25 protein-coding genes are annotated in these 25,479 nt (G+C 45.1%); 23 read left to right on the plus strand and 2 right to left on the minus strand.

Going from position 1 to position 25,479, the window contains the following annotated elements; all coding sequences use genetic code 11:
- Positions 1–284 precede the first annotated feature (284 nt).
- From L3J70_02275 to L3J70_02290, 4 genes are all read left to right on the plus strand, one after another.
- Positions 285–422: a hypothetical protein gene (locus L3J70_02275; protein ID MCF6235197.1), complete on the plus strand. Its 138-nt coding sequence runs from the start codon at positions 285–287 to the stop codon at positions 420–422.
- A gap of 152 nt (positions 423–574) precedes the next feature.
- A complete protein-coding gene (locus L3J70_02280) occupies positions 575–2,605 on the plus strand; it encodes an EAL domain-containing protein (GenBank protein MCF6235198.1) in 2,031 nt (676 codons plus the stop codon).
- Positions 2,606–2,684: 79 nt separating this feature from the next.
- Positions 2,685–3,191, plus strand: coding sequence for a 5-(carboxyamino)imidazole ribonucleotide mutase (gene purE, locus L3J70_02285; protein ID MCF6235199.1), 507 nt, complete (start codon positions 2,685–2,687; stop codon positions 3,189–3,191).
- Positions 3,191–4,297 (plus strand): 5-(carboxyamino)imidazole ribonucleotide synthase, encoded by a 1,107-nt coding sequence (locus L3J70_02290; protein MCF6235200.1) that lies wholly within the window; start codon positions 3,191–3,193, stop codon positions 4,295–4,297. Before purE ends, L3J70_02290 begins: the two co-directional genes overlap by 1 nt.
- A 97-nt stretch (positions 4,298–4,394) precedes the next feature.
- Here the strand turns inward: L3J70_02290 and L3J70_02295 are convergent, their stop codons facing one another.
- Together L3J70_02295 and L3J70_02300 are read right to left on the minus strand one after the other, a co-directional pair.
- The gene (locus tag L3J70_02295; protein ID MCF6235201.1) at positions 4,395–5,033 is read right to left on the minus strand and encodes a class II aldolase/adducin family protein; all 639 of its coding nucleotides are present in this window, start codon (positions 5,031–5,033) and stop codon (positions 4,395–4,397) included.
- The gene (locus tag L3J70_02300) at positions 5,030–5,452 is read right to left on the minus strand and encodes a secondary thiamine-phosphate synthase enzyme YjbQ (protein MCF6235202.1); all 423 of its coding nucleotides are present in this window, start codon (positions 5,450–5,452) and stop codon (positions 5,030–5,032) included. The genes L3J70_02295 and L3J70_02300 overlap by 4 nt, the downstream gene beginning before the upstream one ends.
- Positions 5,453–5,536: 84 nt before the next feature.
- On the opposite strand from L3J70_02300, the gene L3J70_02305 reads away from it, so the two are divergent.
- The 19 genes from L3J70_02305 to murC all read left to right on the plus strand — a co-directional run bounded on the left by L3J70_02305 (position 5,537) and on the right by murC (position 25,476).
- The gene (locus L3J70_02305; protein MCF6235203.1) at positions 5,537–6,718 is read left to right on the plus strand and encodes an NAD(P)/FAD-dependent oxidoreductase; all 1,182 of its coding nucleotides are present in this window, start codon (positions 5,537–5,539) and stop codon (positions 6,716–6,718) included.
- A 36-nt stretch (positions 6,719–6,754) separates the two neighbouring features.
- Positions 6,755–7,768, plus strand: coding sequence for an EF-P beta-lysylation protein EpmB (epmB, locus tag L3J70_02310; GenBank protein ID MCF6235204.1), 1,014 nt, complete (start codon positions 6,755–6,757; stop codon positions 7,766–7,768).
- A 67-nt stretch (positions 7,769–7,835) separates the two neighbouring features.
- Positions 7,836–8,276 (plus strand): nucleoside-diphosphate kinase, encoded by a 441-nt coding sequence (gene ndk, locus L3J70_02315; protein ID MCF6235205.1) that lies wholly within the window; start codon positions 7,836–7,838, stop codon positions 8,274–8,276.
- A 69-nt stretch (positions 8,277–8,345) separates the two neighbouring features.
- Entirely contained in the window at positions 8,346–9,386 is a 1,041-nt protein-coding gene (rlmN, locus tag L3J70_02320) for a 23S rRNA (adenine(2503)-C(2))-methyltransferase RlmN (protein ID MCF6235206.1), read from the plus strand.
- A gap of 6 nt (positions 9,387–9,392) precedes the next feature.
- Positions 9,393–10,145 (plus strand): type IV pilus biogenesis/stability protein PilW, encoded by a 753-nt coding sequence (pilW, locus tag L3J70_02325; GenBank protein MCF6235207.1) that lies wholly within the window; start codon positions 9,393–9,395, stop codon positions 10,143–10,145.
- Entirely contained in the window at positions 10,142–11,101 is a 960-nt protein-coding gene (locus tag L3J70_02330; protein ID MCF6235208.1) for a DUF4115 domain-containing protein, read from the plus strand. The genes pilW and L3J70_02330 overlap by 4 nt, the downstream gene beginning before the upstream one ends.
- Positions 11,098–12,180, plus strand: a complete 1,083-nt coding sequence (gene ispG / locus L3J70_02335) for a flavodoxin-dependent (E)-4-hydroxy-3-methylbut-2-enyl-diphosphate synthase (GenBank protein ID MCF6235209.1) — start codon at positions 11,098–11,100, stop codon at positions 12,178–12,180. The genes L3J70_02330 and ispG overlap by 4 nt, the downstream gene beginning before the upstream one ends.
- Before the next feature lie 8 nt (positions 12,181–12,188).
- On the plus strand, positions 12,189–12,638 hold the full coding sequence (locus L3J70_02340; GenBank protein ID MCF6235210.1) for a DUF1249 domain-containing protein: 450 nt from the start codon (positions 12,189–12,191) through the stop codon (positions 12,636–12,638).
- A gap of 313 nt (positions 12,639–12,951) precedes the next feature.
- On the plus strand, positions 12,952–13,407 hold the full coding sequence (mraZ, locus tag L3J70_02345; protein ID MCF6235211.1) for a division/cell wall cluster transcriptional repressor MraZ: 456 nt from the start codon (positions 12,952–12,954) through the stop codon (positions 13,405–13,407).
- A gap of 3 nt (positions 13,408–13,410) precedes the next feature.
- Positions 13,411–14,355, plus strand: coding sequence for a 16S rRNA (cytosine(1402)-N(4))-methyltransferase RsmH (rsmH, locus tag L3J70_02350; GenBank protein ID MCF6235212.1), 945 nt, complete (start codon positions 13,411–13,413; stop codon positions 14,353–14,355).
- Entirely contained in the window at positions 14,352–14,624 is a 273-nt protein-coding gene (gene ftsL, locus L3J70_02355) for a cell division protein FtsL (protein ID MCF6235213.1), read from the plus strand. Before rsmH ends, ftsL begins: the two co-directional genes overlap by 4 nt.
- Before the next feature lie 65 nt (positions 14,625–14,689).
- Positions 14,690–16,369, plus strand: coding sequence for a penicillin-binding protein 2 (locus tag L3J70_02360; GenBank protein ID MCF6235214.1), 1,680 nt, complete (start codon positions 14,690–14,692; stop codon positions 16,367–16,369).
- A complete protein-coding gene (locus L3J70_02365; protein ID MCF6235215.1) occupies positions 16,366–17,877 on the plus strand; it encodes a UDP-N-acetylmuramoyl-L-alanyl-D-glutamate--2,6-diaminopimelate ligase in 1,512 nt (503 codons plus the stop codon). Before L3J70_02360 ends, L3J70_02365 begins: the two co-directional genes overlap by 4 nt.
- Before the next feature lie 5 nt (positions 17,878–17,882).
- On the plus strand, positions 17,883–19,250 hold the full coding sequence (locus tag L3J70_02370) for a UDP-N-acetylmuramoyl-tripeptide--D-alanyl-D-alanine ligase (GenBank protein MCF6235216.1): 1,368 nt from the start codon (positions 17,883–17,885) through the stop codon (positions 19,248–19,250).
- 5 nt (positions 19,251–19,255) lie between these two features.
- Positions 19,256–20,341 carry a phospho-N-acetylmuramoyl-pentapeptide-transferase gene (gene mraY / locus L3J70_02375; protein MCF6235217.1) on the plus strand — a complete coding sequence of 362 codons (1,086 nt, stop codon included), beginning with the start codon at positions 19,256–19,258 and terminating at the stop codon, positions 20,339–20,341.
- Positions 20,341–21,759, plus strand: coding sequence for a UDP-N-acetylmuramoyl-L-alanine--D-glutamate ligase (gene murD, locus L3J70_02380; protein ID MCF6235218.1), 1,419 nt, complete (start codon positions 20,341–20,343; stop codon positions 21,757–21,759). The genes mraY and murD overlap by 1 nt, the downstream gene beginning before the upstream one ends.
- Positions 21,756–22,913: a putative lipid II flippase FtsW gene (gene ftsW, locus L3J70_02385; protein MCF6235219.1), complete on the plus strand. Its 1,158-nt coding sequence runs from the start codon at positions 21,756–21,758 to the stop codon at positions 22,911–22,913. The genes murD and ftsW overlap by 4 nt, the downstream gene beginning before the upstream one ends.
- Positions 22,910–24,046 carry an undecaprenyldiphospho-muramoylpentapeptide beta-N-acetylglucosaminyltransferase gene (gene murG, locus L3J70_02390; GenBank protein MCF6235220.1) on the plus strand — a complete coding sequence of 379 codons (1,137 nt, stop codon included), beginning with the start codon at positions 22,910–22,912 and terminating at the stop codon, positions 24,044–24,046. The genes ftsW and murG overlap by 4 nt, the downstream gene beginning before the upstream one ends.
- Complete coding sequence (gene murC, locus L3J70_02395) at positions 24,043–25,476, plus strand: UDP-N-acetylmuramate--L-alanine ligase (protein ID MCF6235221.1); 1,434 nt, start codon at positions 24,043–24,045, stop codon at positions 25,474–25,476. The genes murG and murC overlap by 4 nt, the downstream gene beginning before the upstream one ends.
- The last annotated feature ends 3 nt before the right edge of the window (positions 25,477–25,479 follow it).

Genomic DNA, 25,479 nt, shown 5'->3' on the forward strand with positions numbered 1-25,479 from the left:
TGAGTTTCTTTCCGCCATAGGCATCAAGCTGACCTTCGCCGCTGACACCTCCGACTATTAATCCTACAGATGCGTTCCAGCCTTTTTCTTCAGTTTCAGCGAGCGCGTTACTGCCAAACAAGAGAAACCCCAGTATTAGCATTGCTCTTATAGGTAGTGCTTTCATTTCAATACTCCAAGAAAAATTAATAGCCTTGCGACTGTTATCAATACTTTATTCTTAGAGGCATTAATAAAACGTTAAGAAGCGATCGTGCGAGGGGCAACCACTGTTTGCTCAGATTATGCAGCATGGAAAAAGGCTTGTCGGTGATGATGCAGGCTATGGCATGTTATTAAGTAAATATTTGTTGGATCAGGCTGATCACCCTATCGCCAACGTATTCTCAAGTCGCTCAGTAGCGAATTTTGAACATCAATGAAAATAGTAGTGATTTCTGCTCTATCTCGGGTGGAATTGGATAAAGCGCTTGCAAAGGGCGCTGATGCGGTATTGGAGAAGCCGCTTAATGATGGGTTGCTGGTAGATGCGGTGACTCGTTTGGCTAAATAAACTTCTTAGGAGTGAATGATTATGCAACGAAATCTCTTGTTAGTTGATGATGAGCACAATATCCAGACCGCGATGCGACGCGCATTGAAGCAAGATGGCTACAATATCTATTGTGCGACAAGTGGCGCTGATGCTTTGCAGGTGCTGGGGAAGCATAAAATTAACGTCATTATATCGGATCAGCGTATGCCGGGAATGACGGGTTCTGAGCTGTTTAATAAGGTGAGCCACCGTTTTCCTGAAACGATCCGTATTGTACTGAGTGGTTATGCTGATTTTAGTGCTGTGACCGATGCAATTAATCAGGGATCAATTTCTAAATTTCTGACAAAACCGTGGGATGATTCACTGCTGAGGTGGCATGTGCTGGAGGCATTTCAGCGCTACGAGATGAGTTGGCACAATCGGCAATTGACCGAGATATTTAATAGCACCATGGAAGGGATCATGATTACTGACAACGCGGGGGTTATTCAATCGACCAACCCCGCCTTCTCAGCGATTACCGGCTATTCCGAAGGGGAGGTTGTGGGGCGTACACCACGATTGTTACGCTCAGATAAAGAGTCTCCTGAATGTCACCAGCAGATGTGGAAAAACCTAAAATCCCAAGGCCATTGGCAGGGTGAGGTGTGGAATCGGCGCAAAAATGGTGAGGACTATCCACAATGGATGACTATTAGTACATTGCCTAGTGAGTATGGTGAAAATAACCAGTATGTCGCACTGTTCATAGATATCACCAAGCAAAAAGAGCGTGAGGCATGTATCGAATATCAGGCTTATCATGATGCTTTAACGGCTCTGCCTAATCGTCGCCTATTTCATGATCGACTCGAATGTGCTTTGGCTCAGGTGGAGCGCAGCGGTGAATCATTAGCCGTACTATTTCTTGATCTGGATCGCTTTAAAAATATTAATGACAGTCTCGGTCATCGTATTGGTGATCAGTTATTGCAAGCGGTGGCAAAACGGTTGAAAGAGACGGTGCGTCATGAAGATACTGTTGCTCGTTTGGGCGGTGATGAGTTCACCGTGCTGCTCTCACGTATAGCAAAACGACAGGAGGTGGAACAGGTTGTACACAAATTAATTACAGCCTTTCGTCAACCGTTTAAAATAGATGGGCATACTTTGCATATTTCCAGCAGCATCGGTGTTGCACTTTTTCCTTGTGATGGAGAGACTCCTGAACTACTCATGAAAAATGCTGATAGTGCGATGTATCGTGCCAAGGAAAAGGGTCGCAACAACTACTGTTTTTACTCTCAAAATATGAATGCTCATTCTGAAAATCGGCTCACACTGGAGAACGATTTGCATGAAGCTTTGGTGCGCGGTGAGATGACCCCCTTTTATCAGTTGCAACGTGAAGCACATAGCGGGGCAGTCAGTGGCTTCGAGGTGTTATTGCGCTGGACTCATCCAGAACGCGGTATTGTGATGCCCAGTGAGTTTATCACTCTGGCCGAAGAGAGTGGCCTGATCGTACCCATCGGTGCATGGGTTTTGGAGGAGGCGTGCAAGCAGGCGAAGGTGTGGGTTGATGCCGGTCAGGCTGATCTTACCGTAGCGGTGAATCTTTCAGCGCGCCAGTTTCAGGAGCCTGATTTGGCGAAACAGGTGGCCGATATACTTGAAAAAACAGGGTTGCCAGCGAAACATCTGGAACTGGAAATTACTGAAAACCTGTTATTACAGAACTCTGATCAAAATAGTGCAGTGTTGCAAGAGTTGCATGAATTAGGTATTTGTCTGGCACTGGATGATTTTGGCACTGGCTACTCATCATTGAGCTATCTAAAAAAATTCCCGTTTGATCGGCTGAAGATTGATCAATCCTTTGTGCGTAATTTGCCTGATAGCCATGAAGATGCAGCACTTGTGGATGCCATTATTACTCTGGGTCACACTTTGGGTCTCGAAATTATTGCCGAAGGGGTGGAGAATGAAGTACAGCTTGCATTTTTACGTGACCGAGGATGTGATTTGATTCAGGGATATCTATTCAGTGAGCCGTTGCCTGCGGTGCAAGCTGCACGGTTTTTGTGATAGTTATTTTTGCACCGTAACTTGCAGAATTTAGGTTATAATCTGCGCCTGGTTTTGTTTACAAAGGGGAATCATTGCAATGACTGACACCGAAAAACCACTGGTTGGAATCATCATGGGCTCGACCTCTGACTGGGATACCATGAGTCATGCTGCCGAGGCTTTGGAGCGCTTGGGTGTACCCCATGAAGTTGAAGTCGTCTCTGCTCACCGTACGCCGGATAAATTGTTCAGTTATGCAGAAGCGGCTGAAGCGCGGGGTATTGAGGTCATCATCGCTGGTGCGGGTGGTGCGGCTCACCTGCCTGGTATGGTGGCCGCGAAAACTGTGGTGCCGGTGTTGGGTGTGCCGGTGCAGTCCAAGGCGCTTAATGGCATGGATTCCTTGTTGTCGATTGCGCAAATGCCTGCCGGTATTCCGGTTGGAACCTTGGCGATTGGTAAGGCGGGTGCCACCAATGCGGGTCTGATGGCGGCGGCGATTGCTGGAAATAAACACTCTCAGTTCCGTGAGGCGCTGAAAGAGTTTCGTCAAAGCCAAACCGACAAGGTTCTGGCTCACTCTGACCCAAGAGAACAGGGCTAATGATTGGTGTTTTGGGCGGTGGGCAATTGGCGCGCATGCTGGCTTTGGCGGGTTATCCGCTGGGGCTGAATTTTATTGTGCTCGACCCTGCTGAGGGCGTTTGCTCTGCCTCACTGGCGCATCAACTGAAAGGTGCCTACGACGATAAAGTCTTATTAGCCAGGCTTGCAGAAAAAGTTGATGTAGTGACTTACGAGTTCGAAAATGTACCCGCCGAATCAGTGGCTTTCCTCGCCGATAAGGTGGCGATCTACCCACCACGACAAGCCTTGGCAACAGCTCAGGACAGGTTGACTGAAAAAACAGCCTGCCGTGATCTCGGTATTGATACCGCTCCTTTTGTTGCCGTGAATAGTCTGGCTGATTTGCAGGCAGCCATGGACAAGGTGGGTTGGCCCGCTGTGCTTAAAACACGCAGTGAAGGTTATGATGGTAAAGGTCAGGCCGTTTTGCATCAGCCAGAAGATCTGGCCGAGGGCTGGCGGGCCATTGGTGAAGTCCCGGCTATCGTCGAGGGTTTTGTGTCTTTTGATCGTGAAATCTCAATGATTGCTGTTCGCAGTTGCAGCGGCGAAACTGCTTTTTATCCCTTAACCGAAAATGAACATCAAGGTGGTATCCTGCGGGTGTCGATAGCGCGACCTAACGATGCGATGCAAGGTCTGGCAGAAGAGTACGCCGCGAAAGTGCTTAATAAGCTGAATTATGTCGGTGTTTTGGCATTGGAGCTTTTCCAGGCTGGGGATCGTTTGCTGGTTAACGAGTTTGCGCCGCGTGTTCATAATTCTGGCCATTGGACTCAAGATGGTGCAGTGACCTGTCAGTTTGAAAATCACCTGCGCGCCATTCTGGGTTTGCCTTTAGGCGCGACCGATATAGTGGGCTATGCGGGCATGGTGAACCTGATTGGTGAAATCCCAGACAGTAAAGCTGTGCTGGCAATCAACAGCGCTCGCCTACACCTCTATGACAAAAAACCACGTGCAGGCCGTAAGGTGGGGCATATTAATTTAATGAATCAGGAACAAACGGCTTTTGAAACCGATTTTCAGACTGTTCTGGATCTGGTGGCTGACCGTCATGGAAAGGGAAGTGAGGCAGATTGATTTGCGGCGATGAGATAGTGGCTTACACCTAAACTCAGGATAAACAGGTTTACGAATTAACTGAAGAGAGAATGTATAAGTTGTTTCGTGATCGTTCCTAAATACTTGTTCGATAATCTTCGAATTTTTCTAATACTCGTGTCATTTCATGTTCGTCAAGCAATAATGGTGTTCCAATCTGTAATGTCTGGCTGTAGATTTGTGCGAGGTTTTCTATTTCTATGGCAAGTGATAGGGCTTTGGAGAGGTCTTGTTCCAGGCAAAGCATGCCGTGATTGGCAAGTAAGCAGGCTTTGCGTTCTTTAAGGGCATCAAGAGTATAGTCTGATAATTCTTGTGTACCAAAAGTGGCGTAAGGTGCGCAGCGAATATCATTGCCGCCTGCAATAGCAATCATGTAGTGAAATGCAGGTATCTTTTTATTCAGACAAGCCAGAGTCGTGCATGAGGGTGAGTGAGCGTGTAACACAGCTCCTGCATCTTTGCGGTTAAGATAAATATCTTTATGAAAACGCCACTCACTGGAAGGCCTGCGTATGCCCTCCCATTCACCAGACAGGTTCATAAAAACAATATCTTCACACTGGTATTTGTTGTAAGGCAGCGCAGATGGCGTGATTAGAAAACCACCTTCAACACGTACGCTGATATTTCCAGAAGTGCCTTGGTTGATGCCGCTGGCATTCATGGCTAAAGTGGTATCAATGAGCTGTTGGCGTAAGTCGAGGTGTTTCATTGTTGCCCCTGAGCAGTGATGACGATATGGCGACTGCCGCCATAATTTCTATGTTCACAAAGGTATATTCCTTGCCATGTGCCCAGATTGAGTCTGCCATTGGTGATCGGTATCATCAGGCTGTTGCCCAGTATGCTGGATTTCAGATGAGCGGGAAGGTCATCAGGGCCTTCATCGGTGTGTAGATAATAGGGTTCGTTTTCTGCAACGGCACGACTAAAGTAGCTCTCAAAATCCTGCCGTACTGTCGGGTCAGCATTTTCGTTGATTGTCAGCGAAGCGGAAGTATGTTTGATAAAAATATGAATCAAACCAATACTGAAATTTTTCAGTTCTGGAAGTTCACCCGTTATTTCATCTGTAATGAGATGAAAGCCTCGGGGGCGCGCTTTTAAATGGATCTCTTTTTGTAGCCACATCGCTGTTTTTCTCAAGCCGTTTTGATATGGCGACACTTTAACATAGCGCTGTACAATGGCGGTTTCTTTGTAATAGGGTTTTCCATGAAATCACCAGACGTTATCATCATCGGTGCAGGTGCAGCGGGTTTAATGTGCGCCATTGAATCAGGCAAACGTGGGCGTTCGGTGCTGATGTTGGATCAAGGTAATAAACCAGGGCGCAAAATTTTGATGTCTGGAGGAGGGCGTTGCAATTTCACTAATTATGAAGTGAGTGCGGAACATTACCTTTCTCATAATCCCCACTTTTGTAAGTCTGCATTAAGCCGCTTTTCTCAGTGGGATTTTCTGGCTTTGATTTATGATTATCAAATTCCTTTTCATGAGCGTGATCACGGTCAGCTATTTTGTGATAACAGTGCCAAAGATATTCTCAACATGTTGTTGGCCGAAAATAAAAAAGCAGGCGTGGAAACTCAGTTAAAAACTGAAATTAATAAAGTTAATAAACTGGATAATGGTCACTTTACTTTAAAAACATCACGAGGGGATTTTCTGTGTAAATCGCTCGTTATTGCTACGGGAGGGCTCTCTATTCCCTCCATGGGATCCTCGCCCTTTGGCTACAAAATTGCTGAGAAGTTTGGAATTAAAATTCAGCCTACTCAGGCAGGTCTAGTGCCTTTCACCCTGCAACCAGAAGATAAAGCACGTTACTCGGCTTTGACGGGTATTGCTGTAGACAGTGTAGTGACGAATGCGTGTGCCAGTTTTCGAGAAAATGTTCTGTTTACTCACCGTGGTTTGAGTGGCCCGGCAATTTTGCAGGTATCTTCTTTCTGGAGATCGGGTGAGTGGATTGAAATTAATTTGCTCCCGAATTTGGGTTTGTATGAGGGTTTAAAAAAAGCACAGAAGGCGCACCCTAATCAGCAGATTAAAACCTACCTGGCCAAGCATTTACCGAAGCGTTTAGTGACTGCATTTTTGAGTAGGGAGCTGGCCGATAAAATAGTGGCTGATACATCGAATGTACTGCTTCAACAGATCGCTGATACTTTTCATTGCTGGAAGATCAAACCGAATGGCACCGAAGGTTATCGAACAGCAGAAGTCACAATTGGTGGTGTAGATTGTAATGCAATTTCATCAAAGACAATGGAAGCCAATAATGTACCTGGGCTCTATTTTATTGGTGAGGTGATGGATGTGACAGGTTGGTTGGGCGGATATAACTTTCAATGGGCATGGTCATCAGGGTGGTGTGCAGGGCAGTATGTTTAATGCATATACTCAGCCTTTCCTGTATCTTGACCCTACATGAAAAGTCAGGGGAAAAAATTATGGAAAAAAGAGCTGGCACGGTCGATTAAAGCACCGAATGCGTTAGCAGATGCGTTGCAACTGTCCTCAGAGCAGCAGGCCGATATGCAGGGTGCTCATCAAAGTTTTCCCGTTCGTGTGCCGCTGGACTGGATTGCGCGGATTAATCAAAATGATTCGAACGATTCTTTGCTGCGTCAGGTGCTCCCTCATGCGGATGAACTACTGGATGTAGCAGGCTTCACTGATGATCCCTTGGACGAATCCAGTTCAATGCCGTACAGAGGTATTTTGCATAAATATCGTGGCAGAGCGCTGTTGATTGCAAGTGCCGCCTGCGCTATCCATTGTCGATACTGCTTTCGTCGTCATTTTCCTTATCAAGATGCAACGCCAACAACAGAGCAGTGGGCGCAAGCTTTTAGTTATCTGGAAAGTCATGCTGATATTAGTGAGGTTATTTTAAGTGGCGGTGACCCACTGACATTGAACAATGACCGGCTTTTCCAGTTGATGCAGCGCCTTGAAAAAATACCTCATATTCGCAGGTTGCGTTTGCATACGCGCACGCCGATTGCATTACCTTCCAGAGTTGATCATGGGTTTGTTGAACGACTAAGCCAACTACAAGAAAAAATCAAAGTGGTTGTTGTGCTGCATGTGAATCATGCTAATGAAATTGACGCTCATGTCAGTGACTCAATTTTTAGAATAAGACAAACCGGAGTGACCTTGCTCAATCAATCCGTTTTGTTGCGCGGAGTGAATGATTCTGTTGATGCATTGGAGAGCCTGAGTGAAAAGCTGTTTGGTGTTGATGTTTTACCTTATTATTTACACCTTCTGGATAGAGTGCAGGGCGCTGCACATTTTGAGGTGAGCCGAGCTGAGGCGGTTGATTTGATGGTCGCACTGCAAGGGCGATTGCCAGGTTATCTGGTGCCAAAGCTGGTGCAAGAAAATGTGGGTGAGCCATTTAAAACATTGATTGATCTGTCGGTGGCTAAATGATGAATAAAACGCTACACTTCTGCCCTAGATTTCAGCACTACTTACTATAAAAAACTGGAGATAATTCATGGCAATTGAACGTACATTTTCTATTATTAAACCTGATGCTGTTGCAAAAAATGTGATTGGGAAAATCTATAGCCGTTTTGAAAATGCGGGTCTAAAAATTGTGGCTTCAAGAATGGAGCAACTGACGCGTGAGCAAGCGGAAGGTTTTTACGCTGTTCATAAAGAGCGTCCGTTTTTTAATGATCTGGTTTCATTCATGATTTCTGGCCCTGTGATGTTGCAAGTGCTCGAAGGTGAAGATGCGATCAAAAAAAACCGTGACTTGATGGGCGCAACCAATCCTTCGGAAGCAGCGGGCGGCACGATTCGTGCAGATTTTGCAAGTTCCATTGATGAAAATGCAGTGCATGGTTCTGATGCGGTTGAAACGGCTAAAGAGGAGATTGAGTATTTTTTTGGCACAAAATGTGGAAGTTGTGTGTGTGCACGTACTCGGTAATTTGCTTTGAGTGTCGGGACTAAAAAAACTTCGGTCAAAACCAATCTTCTGGATTTAGACCGGCAGGCGATGGAGGCCTTTTTTTCTCAGATGGGAGAAAAGGCTTTTCGTACATCGCAGGTGTTAAAGTGGATCTATTCGGTTGGCGTTCATGACTTTGATGAGATGACCAATTTAAGCAAAGTGCTTCGTACTCATTTGAAAGAGAGTGCAGAGATTAAAGTGCCCGAAATGATACGGCAACAAACATCAAAAGATGGAACATGCAAATGGCTTTTTCAGTTAGACGATGGCAACTGTATTGAAACGGTTCTGATTCCTGAAAAGGAGCGGGGAACATTATGTGTTTCGTCTCAGGTGGGTTGTGCGCTTGATTGCTCTTTTTGCTGCACGGCACAACAAGGTTTTAACCGAAATTTGAGCGTGAGTGAGATCATTGGTCAGGTTTGGTGGGTTTATCATCATTTAAACAGCGAGCGTGGAAAGCCACGCCCCATTACGAATGTTGTTTTAATGGGAATGGGCGAACCTCTGCTTAATTTCAATAATGTCATCAGCGCGATGAACTTAATGAAGGATGATTTGGGCTTTGGTCTATCGAAACGGCGTATTACTTTAAGTACTGCGGGTGTAGTGCCTGCGCTAGATCGTTTCACTGAAATAAGTGATGTAAGTTTGGCGATCTCTTTGCATGCGACTACCGATGAAATACGTAATACGTTAGTGCCTGTGAATAAAAAGTACCCGCTTGAATCACTGATCGCAGCGTGCAGGCGTTATGTTGAAAAGCAAACTGGGCGGACGATTACGTTTGAGTATGTCATGATTGATGGTGTTAATGACTTACCTATACATGCAAGGCAGCTTGTTAAAATGTTAAAAGGAATTCCTTTAAAAATTAATTTAATTCCATTTAACCCTTTTCCGGGAACAAGTTATGTGTGCTCAACACTGGAGGCGATTGAGCGATTCAGGCAAATTTTGATGTCATCAGGGTTGATTACAGTGACTCGTAAACCCCGTGGCGAAGATATTGACGCGGCATGTGGGCAGTTAGCCGGGCAAGTAAAAGATCGAACTAAACGCAATACGATTACCAGGGTGGGTTAATCTCGAATGTATAAAATTATTTTGCTTTTAATTATTGTTGTTAGCCTGATGGCTTGCAGTACAACATCGACAAAAACTCTTGAGGATAATCGTCAAACAGCGGCTGATGTGAATTCTCGGTTGGCACATGCTTATATTCTCCAGGGCAATAAGAGGGATGGTATAGCGAAGTTACGCAAGGCGCTGGAATTAAAGCCGGAGATGCCTTCAACACACCACTATATTGCGGAAACCTATCGTTTGTTGGGGCAAGCAGCACTGGCAGAATCTCACTATTTAAAGGCAACAAAACTCACGCCTGATGATTCATCAATGCAGAACAATTATGGTGTATTTTTATGTGAGCAGGGTCGTTATGATGATGCTGAAAAGCGTTTTTTAGTGAGTGCGCGTAATCCACTTTATGCGACACCGGAAGAGGCTTATGAAAATGCAGCGCTGTGTGCATTGCGCTTGCCGGATAAGGAGAAGGCTGAGTTTTACTTTCGCAAGGCAGTGGAGGTTCATCCACTTCGGGCACGCTCGCTTTATCAGTTGGCGCTTCTTGAATTCGAACAAAAAAACTATATGCAGGCTCGTGCGTTTCTTCAGCGCTATGATGGAGTTTCTGTGGAGAGCTCTGAATCTTTGTGGTTAGGTTTACGAATAGAGCGCTTCAATGAAAATCAGACAATGATGACACAATATGCCAAATCTTTGACTGAGAAGTTTCCTGAATCTCAAGAGGCTCAATGGTATCTGGAGTCGAAAAAACCATGACGACATTTGTCGAATCTTCCAAAAAAGATCAATGCCACTCTTCTGCGGCCGTTGGGATTGGTTCTCAATTGCGCAAAGCGCGTGAGTCACGCCAGTTAAGCCAGATGGATGTTGCTGAGCAATTATATCTGGATGAAAATATAGTGAGCGCATTAGAGCGAGATGATTATGGTGCATTACCTGAGGCTATTTTTGTTAAAGGTTATATTCGTAATTATTCACGTTTAGTGGGATTGAACCCTGACACTTTAGTTAAGCTTTACGAAAATAGTGAAATACAGCAGCCTTTACCTGTGTTGGAAAATGTTTGTAAAACTAAAGATAATGTATCTGAGCAACACGCTTTACCGCGCTGGCAGATTTTATCCTTGGTTGCGGTCAGTTTGGTATTGCTCCTGTTTGTCTATCTTTTTAATAGTTCTGAGCGGCCGGAAAAATCTGTGGCAACAAACGCATTTGAAGAACGTGCTCTGGTGTCATTGCCTGGTGATGAAGTTGAAACGACTGTTTTGGTGGAGCTTCCTCAAAATAGTAAAAACAGAGAGGTGCAGTGGCCCATAGATTATTCGAATGAAAATAATGAGCATGTTAAAGAGTCCTCTCAAGCGGTTGAGACTGTTCAATCTGAATATGTCGTGACCGCACTTGAAGATGAGAGTAAAACGACCAAGGAAGAGCTTCTCATCGATAAAAATGTTGGAGTAAAATTTAATTTTACACAAGATTCCTGGGTCGAGGTTGTGGATGCAACAGGGCAGCGTTTATATTTTAGCTTGGCAAAAAGTGGCAGCGAAATCAAATTGTTGGGTGTTGCTCCTTTTGATGTTATTTTGGGGTTCGCTGTTGGGGTGACAGTTAAATACAACAATAAACCCTTTGATTTAACACCTCATGTTCAAGAGGGTGTGGCGCGCTTTACACTGGGAAAAACAGGCGGCAAGGCGAATAAACAATGAGCTTTAAAACAACGATCAAACGTCGGTTATCCAGAAAAATTCATGTTGGCTCTGTCGCGGTGGGTGGTGATGCGCCTATTTCAGTTCAGAGTATGACCAACACGGACACCTGCGATGTGCAGGCGACCGTGGCACAAATTAGAGCGCTAGAGAGTGTGGGGGCTGATATCGTACGTGTTTCCATTCCGACGATGGATGCCGCAGAAGCTTTGGGAGCCATTCGTAAAGAGGTTGAGGTTCCTTTAGTCGCTGATATTCATTTTGACTATAAAATTGCATTGCGCGCTGCTGAGCTTGGAGTGGATTGTTTGCGCATTAACCCTGGAAATATCGGGCGTGATGATCGTGTTAAAGCCGTGGTTGATTGTGCTCGTGAGCATAATATTCCGATCCGTATAGGAGTGAATGCGGGTTCTTTGGAAAAAGAACTCCTTCAGCGTTACAAAGAACCCACGCCACAAGCGATGGTTGATTCGGCGATGCGGCATGTTGATCTTCTTGATAAATATGATTTTCAAGACTTTAAGATCAGCTTGAAAGCCTCTGATGTTTTTATGACTGTTGCGGCTTATCGAATTCTGGCCAGTCAAATTGAGCAGCCACTGCATTTGGGAATTACTGAAGCCGGTGGTTTTCGTGCGGGTACTGTCAAATCTGCAATTGGTTTGGGTATGTTGTTGGCTGAAGGAATCGGCGATACGTTACGTGTTTCCCTGGCGGCTGATCCCGTTCAGGAGATCAAAGTGGGCTTCGATATTTTGAAAAGCCTTCACTTGCGTAGTAAAGGGATTAATTTAATTGCTTGTCCGAGCTGCTCAAGACAGAACTTTGATGTGATTAGCACTGTAAATGCATTAGAAGCACGTCTGGAAGATATTATTGAGCCTTTGGATGTTGCCGTGATTGGCTGTGTAGTGAATGGGCCTGGCGAGGCGCGTGAAGTTCAAGTCGCTGTGACGGGGGGAACGCCCAACTTGATCTATCTCAATGGCAAACCGGATCATAAAGTTTCCAATGAACAGTTGGTTGATCGCATGGAAAAAGAGATTCGTGATGCAATTGCATCAAGACAGGAATAGAAGCCAAAATGAGGCTTGATGATCGGGTTCGAGTACGTCGATTTTATTCCTGGGCAAGAGTTTATGAAATTAATCATCGACTTTTGCTCAAGCTCATTCCTGAGCTTAAAGAGCTTCCTGATGAAATTTTTCTGCTGGACGGTGGTTCGTGCACGGTGGCTGTTTCTGTTGTTGAACGCTGTAAATTTACCACTTCCATCACGCTGAGTCATGATCTGAAAAGCCATGATCTGTTTGTTATAAATCCTTCTGTAAAAATTCGTATCTACCATGATGCTCGGCTTGCCGAAGTTGTGGCTTGTCAGCAAGATTCGAAATTTTTTGCTGTTTACCCCTTTATTTTAGCTAAAGTCCCTTTTCAAAATGAGAAGCGTGATGTCAATCTATTTTTAAGAGAGTGGCTCAACCACTGCCTTGCACAAGGCTATACTCAAAAATACCGTAAATTAGACTTTTAACGCCCAATAACTGCGTTATAATTTCTTCCTTTATAGGCAGGCTCATACTTCATAGTGATTAAAAAACCACATTTATATGTGGTTTTTTTGTGGGATTTATTTTTACCTTAATAAACAATGAATCATGTATTTTATGTATTTTTTTACATTCAATAATATATTTAACTATTTGATTTGTATATTTAATCATTTTTGTTGGTAATAGATTATATGTAAAGTGGTGATTTTTCTTGTGTGGCATTTAATTGGGGTATATAGTGTTGAAATGTGGTTGTATGTGGGTAAATGTGGGTAATTATGGGAGTAGGTTGAGTTGTTTCGAGGTGTTTCAGCACTGAATCTTGATGGTAAGGGGCGCATGGCGATCCCTGCCAGGCATCGCGGTCGCTTGGCTGATTGTGATGAAGGTCAGTTGATACTTACTGTGGATAACAACTCGCCTTGTCTATTGCTTTACCCTTTGGCGGAGTGGGAAGAAATTGAAAGGAAGCTTATAAAACTTCCCAGCCTGGACAAACAAGCACGTCGTTTGCAGCGCCTTTTGATTGGCCATGCAACTGAGTGTGATATGGATGGTGCAGGCCGGATTTTAGTGCCCTCACCTCTGCGTAGTTTTGCTCAGCTTGAAAAACGTGTCGTGATGATTGGTCAGGGCAATAAATTTGAAATCTGGAATGAGCAAACCTGGCAGACAAGTTGTGATGAGTGGATGTCTGAAAATGATGTCGACGAACCACTTTCGAGTGATTTGGAATCGTTATCTTTATAGTCAATGATGAAAAAATTTTCTCACCAACCCGTATTGCTGAATGCTGCGGTGGATGGACTGGCTGTCGAGCGTAAAGGGATTTATGTCGATGGCACATTTGGGCGAGGCGGCCATGCATCGCTTGTTTTGTCTCGTCTGAATGATTGTGGTCGCTTGTATGCTATCGATAAAGATCCTGAGGCGCTTAAAGTGGCTCAGGATCAGCTGGGTACAGATCCCCGTTTTTCTATTACGCAGGGTTCGTTTGCTATGCTGGCAAGGTATGCCCATGAATGGGGTGTTGCTGGAAAAATCAATGGCGTTTTACTTGATTTAGGTGTCTCATCTCCTCAGTTGGATGATGCGATGCGTGGTTTCAGTTTTAGCTCTGATGGTCCATTGGATATGCGTATGGATCCCAGCTCTGGTATCAGTGCTGCTTCGTTTCTTGCGACGGCAGAGGCTTATGATATTACTCAGGTACTTCGTAAATATGGCGATGAGCGCTTTGCCAAGCGTATTGCTAAAGCGATTGTTGCCTCCAGAGAGACTCAGCCGATTACAACAACAGCTCAGTTGTCAAAAATCATATCTGAAGCCAATCCGCGTTGGGAGAAGAAAAAACATCCCGCAACACGTAGTTTTCAGGCGATTCGTATTTTCATTAATAAAGAGCTGGATGATTTGGAGAGTTGCCTGGATCAAGTTTTGGATGTTCTGGCTCCGGGTGGGCGTTTATCTGTTATCAGTTTTCACTCTCTGGAAGATCGGATTGTTAAACGTTTTATGCGTAAACAGGCGCGTGGTGATGATTTTCCACCTGATTTACCCATTCCCCAGTCACAGCTAAACCCCAAGCTTAAACTGATCAGTAAAGCGATTCGTGCAAGTGACGAAGAGGTGGCGCAAAACCCACGAGCACGCAGTGCAGTGTTGAGGGTTGCTGAAAAAGTGGGGGCTTCAATATGATTGCATGGGAAAAAGCATTACTTTTTTCATTAATGCTAGCTGTATTGCTGTCTGCAATCGGTGTTGTGTATAGCAAGCATACTCATCGTCAGTTGTTTTTTAAATTGCAATCTTTACAAGTCGATGGAGATCAGTTGGAAATTGAGTGGGGTCAGCTTCAGCTGGAGCAAGGGGCTCGCTCAGCGCACTCTGAAGTGGAAAGAGTTGCACGCAATAAGCTTGACATGGTCTCACCCTCAACAGAATCAGTGGTTTTTATTAAGCCATGAATGCGAGCAATAGAAAAATAAAAGCGCAACCTATTCTCCAGCAGCGGAGAATATTGTTGCTCGCTATGTTAGGTGTTTTTGCTGTTGCATTGATGGGGCGGGCAGTTTATTTGCAGGTTCTTAATAAAGAGTTCTATCAGGGAAAGGCGAAGAACCATTCAAGTACCGTGGTAATTGTTTCTCATCGCGGCATGATTACAGATCGTTTTGGTGAACCACTGGCGGTGAGTACTCCGGTCTATTCTGTTTGGGCGAACCCTCAGGAGCTTGATGCAGAGTCTCAGCAGCTCCCGCATTTAGCGCACATACTGGATATGAAAGTATCAAAAATCCATCAGTTACTAGAGAAATACAGTAACAGCTCATTTGTTTATTTAAAACGGCAAATAGAGCCAAGCCAAGCCGAGTGGGCAAAAAAAATTGGTTTGGATGGCGTTCATATTCAGCGTGAATATCGTCGCTATTATCCAACGGCAGATGTCATGGCGCATGTGACGGGTTTTACCAATATAGAGGATCATGGTCTTGAAGGGCTGGAAAAAACTTACGATACCTATTTAAGCGGCATCAATGGCAAAGAGAGGGTGCTGCGGGACAGTCGGCGTCGAGCCGTTGAGAAAGTTGATCGTATGCAGGAGCCTGTTCCTGGAAATGATTTAAAGCTGAGCATTGATCGTCGGTTACAGTATTTGGCCTATCGAGAACTGCAAATAGCCATAGACAAACACAATGCGGTGTCTGGATCAATTGTTATGCTGGATGTTAAAACGGGTGAAGTGCTGGCGATGGTCAACTCCCCCTCATATAACCCGAATGACTGGTCATCTCGCAAAGGGAGTGCTTTACGTAATCGTGCTGTAACGGATATTTTTGAGCCAGGATCCACCATCAAGCCTTTTGTGGTTGCGGCGGCTTTAGAAACGGGACGCTATTTGCCTACAACACAAATTAATACGGCTCCTGGTTATTTTAGAGTCAATAAGCATCTGACGGTGCGAGATATTAAGAATTACGGGTTGATTGATGTCAGCACCATCATCAGTAAATCAAGCAATATTGGGATGAGTAAAATTGCCTTGTCGCTAGAGTCTGAGCTGTTATGGCAGACCTTTTCTGACGTGGGTTTAGGCATGATTACGGGAAGTGGATTTCCTGGGGAAGCGGATGGTTGGTTGAGTTATCCCGGGCGTTGGCGTGAAGCGGAGCGTGCGACTTTATCATTTGGTTATGGATTATCGTTGACTCCACTGCAGTTGGCGCGTGCCTATTCGGTGTTGGCTGATGATGGTTTGATTAAGCCGGTATCATTTACTGTGATTAATGATACGCCTGTCAGTGAACGTGTATTCCAGGCAGAAACAGCCGTACGTTTACGGAGCATGATGGAAGATGTTGTCGCTGATGGGGGAACTGCAATACGAGCGCAAGTGCCTGGATATCGCATTGCCGGTAAAACAGGGACGGTGAAAAAGTCATCAAAGTCTGGGTATAGCGATGATAAATATCTTTCACTGTTTGCCGGAATGGCACCTGCGAGTGATCCACGACTCGTGATGGTGGTGGTAGTTAACGAGCCACGTAATGAAGACTATTATGGCGGAATTGTTGCGGCACCTGTCTTTTCTAATGTGATGTCAGGGGCACTTCGTTTGATGGATATTGCACCAGATCATCTGGAATCACTGGATGCTCATATGGTGCTGGGCTCTGAAGTGTCCGAGTCTTCTCTGGCGGGTGTGCGATGAAACAGCACTCTATAATAAAACTTCAGACTTTATTGAATGGTGATCTGTCAGTAGATGGCATCGTGGATTGTGATGTTTCTAGTATCACAATGGACAGTCGAAATGTTCAGTCAGGCTCTCTATTTTTAGCATGTTCGGGTGAGATGAGTCAGGGGCATCACTTTATTGAGCAAGCCATACAGATGGGTGCTGTGGCAATACTCTATGAAACACCTGTACCTGAGGGCGTATCAGAAAAAGAGCTGAATGACTTGTCTGTCCCTGTTTTAGCATTTCCAGAATTAAGTGCGAAGGCAGGGGTGATTGCAAGCCGTTTTTATGATGACCCATCAACGGATATGACCGTGGTAGGCATTACTGGAACCAACGGTAAAACGTCGTGTTGTCACTTTACAGCTCAAGCATTGCATGACAGTGGACTGTCTTGTGGTGTGATTGGAACATTGGGTAATGGCATTTACGGCTCATTAAAAAGTACAACACATACAACACCAAACGCTATTAAATTGCAGCAGTTATTGGCACAGATGCGTGACCAAGGCGTATCGCATGTGATCATGGAGGTGTCATCACACGGTATACAGCAGCACCGAATTTCAGGGGTTCAATTTGATGTGGCTCTGTTTACTAACTTGAGCCGTGATCATCTTGATTATCACGGTGATTTGGTCAGTTATGCCAATACAAAAAAACGTCTGTTTGTTATGCCTGGGTTGCGTTTTTCTGTGATTAATTCAGATGATTCGGTCGGACGAGAACTGCTTCATGAGTTATCTGAAAAATCGCCTGGAAAAGTTAAATGTTTGAGTTATGGTTTATCGGATGTTGAAAGTAATGTTCAGGGTTATGACTTGGCGTTGATGTCCAGTGGCTTGACGATGCAAGTGAAAACACCTTGGGGTCAAGGTGAGTTGAATAGTCCGTTGTTGGGTCGTTTTAATGCCAGCAATTTATTGGCGGTGCTGACTGTTTTGTTATCACTAAAAATTTCCCTTAATGATGCAATTTATCGTTTGGCTCACCTTAAAGCTGTGCCTGGGCGTATGGAGTCTTTGGGTGGCCAGCAGGGGTTGCCATTAGTTATAGTTGATTTTGCACACACTCCAGATGCTTTGATGCAGGTATTGCAAGCGCTGAGGTTGCATTGCGGTGGAACTCTTTGGTGTGTTTTTGGCTGTGGCGGTGATCGAGATAAGGGTAAGCGAGCGGAAATGGGGGCTGTTGCTGAGCAGTATGCTGACCAGATTGTGATTACCGATGATAACCCTCGTTTTGAACGTGCTGAGACTATTACTGAAAATATCTTGCAGGGAATAAAATCGCCTGAGCAAGTGAAAGTAATGAGTGATCGCGGTGAGGCGATTCACTATGCCATAAGTCATGCTGCCGCCAATGATATGGTGTTGATTGCAGGTAAGGGGCATGAAAATTATCAGCTTATTAATGGTGAAGCAGCGCCGTTCAATGATTGTGAACAAGTGGTTGCAGCGTTAAAGGAGGCCGCTTGATGAACATGCATTTATCAGAAGTTGCCAGCGCTGTAGATGGGAAATTAATTGGAAGTGACTGTCTGTTCCAATGTGTCACTACAGACAGTCGTACTCAAGTTTCAAATGGCCTGTTTGTTGCCCTGAGCGGTGAAAATTTTGATGGACATGATTATATAGAAAAAGCGCAAGAACAAGGCGCTGTTGCGGCATTGGTGTCGCAACAAATAGATTGCCAATTGCCTCATGTCGTTGTGGCTGATACTCAAGTGGCTTTGGGTAAGTTAGCCGCGAGCTGGCGAACACGTTTTGAAATACCATTTATCGCGATCACGGGCAGTAATGGAAAAACCACAGTTAAAGAGCTTGTGGCCTCAATTTTAAGGCAGTGCGGTCAAGTATTAGCGACAAAAGGGAACTTGAATAACGAACTGGGTGTTCCTTTAACGCTACTGTCATTGCGACAAACAGATCAATTTGCTGTTATTGAAATGGGTGCGAATCATTCAGGGGAGATCGCATACTTAAGTCGCCTGGCTCAGCCTGCTGTGGCGATTCTTAATAATGCAGCCCCTGCTCATCTGGAAGGCTTTAAGACAATTGAAGATGTAGCGACAGCAAAAGGTGAGATTATTGAAGGGTTAGGCCCCGATGGTATTGCCATTTTGAATGCGGATGATCCCTTTTATAAAACATGGTGTAAGCGTGCGGGCGTACGGCGCTGGATCAGTTTTGGTTTGAATGGCTCAGCTGATGTTCATGCCTATGTCGATGATGGCTCTTCAAATGCTGCGCTTCAGAACACAAGTTTTCGTATGACAACGCCAGCGGGGAGTATCCCGATTAATTTGCCATTGCCTGGTTTGCATAATGTGAAAAATGCTTTGGCTGCGACGGCGGCATGTCTGGCCGTCGGCATTGATTTGGCTGTGATCAAAAAAGGGTTGGAGGAAGCAGGTGCCGTTGAAGGACGCTTAAATGTTAAAGAGTGTAGGCATGGTTTGACTGTAATTGACGACTCTTACAATGCAAACCCTGCATCGGTTCAAGCCGCACTGTTATTGTTGTCACAATTGACAGGAAAGCAGCGAGTATTGGTTTTGGGCGATATGGCTGAGCTCGGTGACACAGCAAAAAAACTACATAAAGAAATTGGAGTTCAAGCCCGTGAATTGGGCATTGAGTTTTTATATGCGACAGGCGAGCTGAGCAGCTCAACCGTAGAAGGGTTTGGTGAAAATGGATTTTATTTTGAAAACAGAGAGCAGTTACTTGGACAGTTGCAAGCTGATTTAATCGGGAAATTAAAAACAGATGTGGTTGTATTAGTGAAAGCTTCACGTAGTAGTCGTCTGGAAACTGTTGTCCAGGCTTTATACAAAGGAGTTATATAAACAGTATGTTGTTGTACCTGACCGAATATTTGACACAGTTTCATAGTGGCTTCAGTGTTTTTCAATACCTGACACTGCGTGGAATTCTTGGTGTGCTGACGGCTTTGATTATTTCATTCATCGTGGGGCCTTATATGATTCGAAAGTTAAGCTTTCATCAGATTGGCCAAAATATACGCGACGATGGCCCTGAAAGTCACTTCAGTAAAGCGGGTACTCCGACGATGGGGGGTGCGCTGATTATTGTGACAATCGCAATTAGCACACTTTTATGGTCAGACCTCAGTAATCGGTTTGTCTGGATTGTGTTGGTTACAACTTTGCTGTTTGGCATTATTGGTGCGGTGGATGATTATAAAAAGCTGGTCTACGGAAACAGCAAAGGGCTTTCTGCCTCGCAGAAATATTTATGGCAATCCATTGCTGCATTAGGCATTGCATGCTTTATATATTTTAGTGCTTCAAGTCCTGCTGAAACAACGCTTATTATCCCATTTTTTAAAGACTTTGCTTTTGAGTTGGGAATGGTCGGTTTTATTGTATTGTCCTATTTTGTCATCGTTGGCACCAGTAACGCCGTGAATCTGACCGATGGACTGGATGGGTTGGCTATTTTGCCTACAGTGATGGTGTGTGTGGCTCTTGGAATTTTTGCTTATGTGACAGGGCATATCAAGTTTGCAGAATATCTGGGAATTCCTTATATCCGAGGCGTGGGTGAGGTGGTTGTTTTTTGTGGCGCATTGGCTGGGGCTGGGCTGGGTTTTCTCTGGTTTAATGCTTATCCCGCCCAGGTATTTATGGGTGATGTGGGCGCGCTGGGTCTGGGGGCAGCTTTAGGTGTTTTAGCGGTTGTCGTCAGGCAGGAGTTAGTGCTATTTATTATGGGAGGCATCTTTGTGATGGAGGCTGTTTCAGTCATATTGCAGGTAGCCTCTTATAAGTTGACCGGTAAGCGTATTTTTCGCATGGCACCACTGCATCACCATTATGAATTAAAAGGCTGGCCTGAGCCACGTGTGATTGTACGGTTCTGGATTATCACCGTCATACTGGTTTTAATTGGTTTATCGACACTGAAGTTACGTTGATGAATATGACAAACAATGACTCTCAAGAAACAATGGTCAGAACCTCAGAGGAGAAGGTGACAGCTTTACCTGAGTCTGCGGTTGTGATTGGACTAGGTAAAACAGGCTTGTCATGTGCTCGTTTTCTTGAGAGATCAGGCGTGCATGTGACTGTTGTAGATAGCAGAAATGAACCCCCTTGCCTGATTGAGCTTCAAGAGAGAGTTCCAGGCGCTGATATTTGTGTCGGTGGTTTTGATAAAGCACTATTTTGTACAGCAGAATTACTTGTGGTTAGCCCCGGTGTGCCACTGGATACGCCTGAGATTAGCGAAGCGGTAGCGTTTGGTGTGCCTGTGATTGGTGATATTGAGTTGTTTGCTCGATATGCAACGGCTCCCGTGATTGCAATTACGGGTTCGAATGGTAAAAGCAGTGTCACGACGCTGGTTGGGGAGATGTTCAAACAAGCGAATCGCACTGCTATTTTGGGGGGTAATTTAGGCATTCCTATACTGGATCTTCTTGAGCAGGATAAACCTGATTGTTATGTGCTGGAGCTTTCCAGTTTTCAGCTGGAAACTACATTTTCACTGAATCCTGCTGCGGCAGTAATTTTAAACATTAGCCCAGATCATTTGGACAGATACGACAGTGAAAAGAGTTATTTAGTAGCTAAACGACGAATATATCACGGTGATGGTGTGATCGTGATCAATGCGGATGAGCCTCGTTTTCAGCAAAGTTTTGCTGCCACTCGTAAGCTGGTACGATTTGGTCTGAAACAATCAAAACGGGCAGATGATGATTTTGGTGTAGAGCAGTATCAACACGAGCTTTGGTTAATGAAGGGAACCGAACATTTGTTGCCTGTGTCGAGCTTACCTCTACAAGGCCAACATCACCTTTTAAATTCACTGGCAGCACTGGCGTTGGGCTCGGCGCTTAAACTACCCATGCCTGCGATGCTTGGTGCATTACGTGACTTTAAAGGGCTGCCTCATCGAACTTCATTGGTCGCAGAAAAAGAGGGTGTGACTTGGATTAATGACTCCAAAGGCACCAATGTGGGCGCGACGCTTGCAGCACTTAAGGGAATGCCCGGAAAGGTAGTATTGATAGCTGGCGGTGTTGGAAAAGGAGCTGATTTTTCACCACTGCGTGAAGTTGTGTCTGAAAAGGTGCGAGGCGTTATTTTGATTGGACAAGATGCGCCTCTTATTGCAGATGCACTTGAGGGTTGTTCGATCCTCAAACACTCAGACTCACTAGAAAATGCTGTTCTGCAAGCGCATCAATTGGCTCAAAAAGGCGATACAGTTTTATTCTCTCCTGCATGTGCCAGTTTTGATATGTTTAGTGGTTTTGCTGCACGTGGTGAGAGTTTTGTAATAGCCGTTAAAAATTTTCTGAAGATTGATTCAGGAGGTGTGGTATGAGTGCTGTCAGTATGACAGGTTCACGTTCATCCCAGCTGCTGGATTATGAGCTGTTATTCAGTATTCTCATCCTGCTGGGGCTGGGTATTGTCATGGTGGCTTCGACTTCCATGGGAATCAGTGAGAGTAAGTTTGGAAATCCGTTTCACTATCTATCTCGACAGTTACTGTTCGTTGTAGTGGGTGGAGTTTTTGCTGTCGCTGTTTTCAAGCTTCCACTGCAACTGTGGCAACATATCGGCTTTATATTACTGTTGGTCAGTGCTGTTTTGCTTGTTGCGGTGTTAATTCCTGATGTTGGAAAAACAGTGAACGGCAGTTCGCGCTGGCTACCGATGGGGCCTTTTAATTTTCAAGTCTCAGAATTTGTAAAACTTGTTGTGCCCATCTATATGGCGGGCTATCTAGTGCGACATGCTGAGGAGGTGAGAGGCTCATTTACTGGTTTTTTAAAACCGATGGGAATTCTTTCAGTTTTTGGTGTTTTGTTGTTGCTGGAACCTGACTTTGGAGCAACAGTCATCATTATGGCAACGGCTTTGGGCATGCTGTTCTTGTCCGGAGTGCGTTTTGGCCAGTTCTTTTTACTGATCGCATTGATTGCTTTGGCAATGGTTTTATTGGCGGTTTTTTCCCCTTACCGCTGGGAGCGTTTGACAACGTTCCTTAACCCATGGGCGGATCCATTTGATAGCGGTTTTCAGTTAACTCAAGCATTGATCGCTTTTGGGCAGGGAGAGTGGTTTGGTGTTAGTTTGGGCGGCGGTGTACAGAAACTGTTTTATTTGCCTGAAGCACACACTGATTTTCTATATGCAACACTGGCTGAAGAGTTAGGGCTTGTGGGGTCGGTGGTTGTTATTTTGTTATTTGGCTTTATTGTTTGGCGGGCTTTTGATATTGGCCAGCGAGCACTTCGAATAAAAAAAGTATTTGAAGCTCATTTAGCACATGGCCTGGGTTTGTGGTTTGGTTTACAGGCTTTTGTGAATCTGGGTGTGAATATGGGAATGCTGCCCACTAAGGGGTTGACTTTGCCATTGATGAGTTATGGTGGCAGTAGTTTGATTGTGACCTGTATTGCAGTGGCGCTTTTGCTACGTATTGATTACGAAGTGCGTGGACATGTGAAAAAGCAGGAGCAGTCAGCATGAATGCATCACCGCTTAAAAATTATACACCGATGCGGATTCTGATCATGGCCGGTGGCACCGGTGGGCATGTGTTTCCGGCACTGGCGGTTGCAAATGAGTTACGCGCCCAAGGCGCTGAAATAATCTGGATGGGTACGCGCTCGGGTTTAGAAGCGCAAATTGTACCTAAAGCGGGAATTCAAATCGAATGGGTCAGTATCTCGGGTTTACGTGGGAAAGGTCTGTTCAGTTTGGTACTGGCACCGTTTCGATTGTTAATTGCACTGAGCCAGGCATTGAAAATTTTGATGTATCACCGTCCGATGGTTGTGCTGGGAATGGGTGGGTTCGTTGCTGGGCCTGGTGGGTTGGTGGCTTGGTTATTACGCAAACCTTTGGTTATTCATGAACAGAATGCCGTGGCAGGAATGACAAATCGTCTCTTGGCACATGTGGCAACAAAGGTAGTGACAGCATTTCCTGATGTATTACCTGATGCCATTCATTTAGGTAACCCAGTACGTGCGGAGATTAGTCGTTTACCTGAACCGAAAAAACGTTTTGAAAATCGCGAGGGTGCATTACGTTTGTTGGTGATTGGTGGAAGTTTGGGGGCTGCTATTTTTAATGAAGTGGTTCCAGCCGCTTTAGCATTGCTTGCTAAAGAGCAAGGTGGTGATGTGCCGTCGATTGATGTTTGGCATCAAGCGGGGTCACGTAATATTGAAGAAGCTCAGTCGCAATATCGTAAAATGAATGTTAAAGGTCGTATTGAGGCTTTTATTGATGATATGGCCGCGGCATATGCATGGGCCGATGTTGTTCTGTGTCGTGCGGGCGCGTTGACGGTCTCCGAGCTGGCCGCAGCGGGTGTTGCATCCATTCTTGTGCCTTACCCTTATGCGGTTGATGACCATCAAACACACAATGCAAACTATCTGGTTTCAGCCGGAGGCGGCAAATTATTGCCGCAAAACCAATTGAGCAGTGAACGTTTGTGTCAATTAATTGGCTCTTTGGATCGAGTCGAGTTGCTTGAGATGGCTCAAACGGCACGAAATATGGCAAAACTTGATGCAACTCAATCGGTTGCGTCGTTATGCCGAACGCTTGCAGAAGAGGGTGTCGGCTGCAGTCAAGGTGGGGCTCAATGATCAGAGAAAAACAGACACAACAACAGATTATTTTGGAGCCAATGCGACGTATAAGGCGCATTCATTTTGTCGGTATTGGTGGTGTTGGCATGGGGGGGATTGCTGAAGTTCTTCTGAATTTGGGCTATGAAGTTTCAGGTTCAGATATTCAGCAAGGGGCGATGACCAAACGTCTCGGTGATTTAGGTGCTCGAATTTTTATTGGTCACCAAGCGGAAGCTGTTTCTGGAAGTGATGCTGTTGTTGTGTCAACAGCAGTAAGTCAGGAAAATCCTGAATTGATTGCAGCCAATGAACAACGCATCCCTGTCGTACCTCGTGCTGAAATGCTTGCTGAACTGATGCGCTTTCGCTATGGAATTGCAGTGGCGGGTACACATGGTAAAACAACCACGACAAGTTTGATTGCAACAGTATTGGCGGAAGGTGGCTTGGATCCCACTTATGTGATTGGTGGGAAACTTAACAGCGCGGGTAAACATGCACAGCTGGGTACTGGGCGATACTTGGTTGCTGAAGCGGATGAAAGTGATGCGTCGTTTCTCTATTTGCAGCCTATGTTAGCGGTTGTGACGAATATTGATGCCGATCATATGGGAACGTATGGCGGTGAATTTAGCCGTCTAAGGCACGCGTTTACTGAGTTTCTGCACCATCTGCCTTTTTATGGCCTTGCTGTGATGTGTATTGATGACCCTGTGATTCATGAACTATTGCCATCTCTGAATCGACCACTATTGACCTATGGTTTTGATGAAAATGCGGATATTCGAGCCTTTGATCTTGAACAAAATCAAGGGAAATGTACATTTAAAGTCACCTTTTCTACTCGAGAGCCATTGCTTGATATTACGTTGAATATGGCAGGGAAGCACAATGTATTGAATGCACTGGCAGCGATTGCTGTCGCTCACGAGTTAGGGGTTGATGGTTTGGCGATTCAAAAATCATTGGCAGATTTCCAAGGCATTGGACGGCGTATGCAAGTCAATGGTGACATTGAAGTTGCACAAGGTCGAGTGTTGCATATTGATGACTACGGACATCATCCCAGTGAAATTTCAGCCACTTTAAATGCGGTTAAAAAAGGCTGGCCAGGGCGGCGTGTCGTCGTCGTGTTTCAGCCACATCGTTATACTCGCACGAGAGACTTGTTTGAAGATTTTGCAAAAGTGCTTTCTGCCATCGATGTTTTGGTTCTGTTGGATATTTATGCGGCAGGCGAGGAGCCTATTTCTGGAGCCGACGGTCGAGCACTTTCTCGGGCGATCCGTTTACGCGGTCATGTCGATCCTGTTTTTGTTGAGAATGTGAGTGAGTTGCCGGATGCTTTGAAAGTGCTGCTTGCTGATGGTGATATTGTTTTGACGATGGGGGCGGGTAATATTGGTGCCGTAGCAGCTACACTGGCACAAAGTTTGCTAGGTTGATGT

The organism is Gammaproteobacteria bacterium (assembly GCA_021648145.1).
Classification (GTDB): domain Bacteria; phylum Pseudomonadota; class Gammaproteobacteria; order JAADGQ01; family JAADGQ01; genus S141-38.

Bases quoted from the DNA above. Each gene is read 5' to 3' on its own strand.
- L3J70_02275 (MCF6235197.1), top strand. From the start codon at position 285: ATGCAGCATGGAAAAAGGCTTGTCGGTGATGATGCAGGCTATGGCATG.
- L3J70_02280 (MCF6235198.1), top strand. From the start codon at position 575: ATGCAACGAAATCTCTTGTTAGTTGATGATGAGCACAATATCCAGACC.
- purE (MCF6235199.1), top strand. From the start codon at position 2,685: ATGACTGACACCGAAAAACCACTGGTTGGAATCATCATGGGCTCGACC.
- L3J70_02290 (MCF6235200.1), top strand. From the start codon at position 3,191: ATGATTGGTGTTTTGGGCGGTGGGCAATTGGCGCGCATGCTGGCTTTG.
- L3J70_02295 (MCF6235201.1), bottom strand. From the start codon at position 5,033: ATGAAACACCTCGACTTACGCCAACAGCTCATTGATACCACTTTAGCC.
- L3J70_02300 (MCF6235202.1), bottom strand. From the start codon at position 5,452: ATGTGGCTACAAAAAGAGATCCATTTAAAAGCGCGCCCCCGAGGCTTT.
- L3J70_02305 (MCF6235203.1), top strand. From the start codon at position 5,537: ATGAAATCACCAGACGTTATCATCATCGGTGCAGGTGCAGCGGGTTTA.
- epmB (MCF6235204.1), top strand. From the start codon at position 6,755: ATGAAAAGTCAGGGGAAAAAATTATGGAAAAAAGAGCTGGCACGGTCG.
- ndk (MCF6235205.1), top strand. From the start codon at position 7,836: ATGGCAATTGAACGTACATTTTCTATTATTAAACCTGATGCTGTTGCA.
- rlmN (MCF6235206.1), top strand. From the start codon at position 8,346: ATGGAGGCCTTTTTTTCTCAGATGGGAGAAAAGGCTTTTCGTACATCG.
- pilW (MCF6235207.1), top strand. From the start codon at position 9,393: ATGTATAAAATTATTTTGCTTTTAATTATTGTTGTTAGCCTGATGGCT.
- L3J70_02330 (MCF6235208.1), top strand. From the start codon at position 10,142: ATGACGACATTTGTCGAATCTTCCAAAAAAGATCAATGCCACTCTTCT.
- ispG (MCF6235209.1), top strand. From the start codon at position 11,098: ATGAGCTTTAAAACAACGATCAAACGTCGGTTATCCAGAAAAATTCAT.
- L3J70_02340 (MCF6235210.1), top strand. From the start codon at position 12,189: ATGAGGCTTGATGATCGGGTTCGAGTACGTCGATTTTATTCCTGGGCA.
- rsmH (MCF6235212.1), top strand. From the start codon at position 13,411: ATGATGAAAAAATTTTCTCACCAACCCGTATTGCTGAATGCTGCGGTG.
- ftsL (MCF6235213.1), top strand. From the start codon at position 14,352: ATGATTGCATGGGAAAAAGCATTACTTTTTTCATTAATGCTAGCTGTA.
- L3J70_02360 (MCF6235214.1), top strand. From the start codon at position 14,690: ATGTTAGGTGTTTTTGCTGTTGCATTGATGGGGCGGGCAGTTTATTTG.
- L3J70_02365 (MCF6235215.1), top strand. From the start codon at position 16,366: ATGAAACAGCACTCTATAATAAAACTTCAGACTTTATTGAATGGTGAT.
- L3J70_02370 (MCF6235216.1), top strand. From the start codon at position 17,883: ATGCATTTATCAGAAGTTGCCAGCGCTGTAGATGGGAAATTAATTGGA.
- mraY (MCF6235217.1), top strand. From the start codon at position 19,256: ATGTTGTTGTACCTGACCGAATATTTGACACAGTTTCATAGTGGCTTC.
- murD (MCF6235218.1), top strand. From the start codon at position 20,341: ATGAATATGACAAACAATGACTCTCAAGAAACAATGGTCAGAACCTCA.
- ftsW (MCF6235219.1), top strand. From the start codon at position 21,756: ATGAGTGCTGTCAGTATGACAGGTTCACGTTCATCCCAGCTGCTGGAT.
- murG (MCF6235220.1), top strand. From the start codon at position 22,910: ATGAATGCATCACCGCTTAAAAATTATACACCGATGCGGATTCTGATC.
- murC (MCF6235221.1), top strand. From the start codon at position 24,043: ATGATCAGAGAAAAACAGACACAACAACAGATTATTTTGGAGCCAATG.